The sequence below is a fragment of the Pseudomonas sp. 05T35 genome, assembly GCF_056396605.1.
Genome location: NZ_JBFTLU010000726.1, coordinates 1 through 1,349, shown reverse-complemented (window position 1 = coordinate 1,349; position 1,349 = coordinate 1). Strand labels below are relative to the sequence as shown.

Annotated in this window: 2 protein-coding genes; both read left to right on the top strand. The window is 58.9% G+C overall.

Translation table 11 applies throughout. The features are described 5' to 3' along the window. Window positions 1-302, top strand: a 302-nt coding sequence (locus AC1DH9_RS29270) for a DUF4010 domain-containing protein (protein WP_477809348.1), incomplete at its 5' end; no start/stop codon positions are given. 138 nt (window positions 303-440) lie between these two features. After that, window positions 441-1,349: universal stress protein (locus AC1DH9_RS29265; RefSeq protein ID WP_477809347.1), on the top strand; the 909-nt coding region annotated here is incomplete at its 3' end.

Genomic DNA, 1,349 nt, shown 5'->3' with positions numbered 1-1,349 from the left:
GCATTACCTTCCTGTCTTCTGCAATGCTGAGTCACTTTGGCCAGGTGGGGGTGATGCTGACGACGGCCCTCAGCGGTTTTGCCGATGCCCACTCGTCAACGGCATCCATTGCCTCTCTGGCGAAGGCCGGTCAGCTCCCCTACGACGCGATTGCCGGCCCTGTGCTGATCGCGGTGAGCAGCAACTCGCTGAGCAAATGTGTGGTGGCGTGGGTCAGCGGCGGTCGGCGGTTCGCCGGCTATGTCATTCCGGGTCAGGTATTGATGACGGCGGCGATGTGGGCGGGCACCTTGCTGCACTGAAGCGTTCGATGCAGGTCGTATCAATCGAGGCCCTGCAAAGAGCGCATGGAGCTGATAAAGATCAAGTCGCCTGCACCCGGAACGTTCAATCTAAAGTCTCACTGACTGCATTGAAATGGCCGAGCGCCGAGGTGACTTATGTCGCAGACTCAACGTTTATTGCTGATTGCCCCCTCCGCGATGACCCGTACTCCGGCGTTCGAGCGCGCTACGGCGCTGGCTCTGGCGACGCAATTGCCCTTGCATATCGTGGCGTTCGATTACAGCGAAGCCTTGGCGGTGGCCGGTCTGTTCGCCCCCGAGCAAATCCGGCAAGCCCGTGATGGCTACCTGGAAAACCACCGACAATGGCTTGAGCAGCAAGCCGGGTTGGCGAAGAAGCACGGGGTCGAGGTCACCAGTGAGGTGGTCTGGGTCCAGCACCTCTATGAAGAGATCCTTCATTTCGTCAACGAGATGCCTTTGGCCCTGATCATCAAGGATGCTCAGGAGGAGTCCGCGTTAAAGCGGATCTTCTTTACTCCGCTGGACTGGCGGTTGCTGCGCGATTGCCCGGTGCCGGTGCATCTGGTCACCAATGCCAGCCACCCACGGCCGCACAAGATTCTGGCAATTGTCGATGTGTTGCGCAGTGAAGACCAGGACCTGGTGTTCAACGATAAGATTGTCGACGCGGCAGTGAAGCTGGCCGAACAGTGCAACGCCGAGCTTGATTTGGTCCATGTGTATGACTGGGCGGCGGTGTACGCCTCGGACATGGGCGTTGGTGCATTGCCCCTCGCCACCGGCATCTACGAAGCGTTGGGCGAGGCGCAAAATGAGGCATTTGCGGCCCTGGCCGAGCGCCACGGCGTACCGGCCGATCGTCGCCACTTCATTGAAGGCGCGCCCTTGCAGGGCATCTGCGAGTTTGCGACTGATCATCAGATCGATGTCATCGTCATGGGAACGGTGCACCATAAGGGTTTGAACGGCATCTGCGAGTTTGCGACTGATCATCAGATCGATGTCATCGTCATGGGAACGGTGCACCATAAGGGTTTGAAC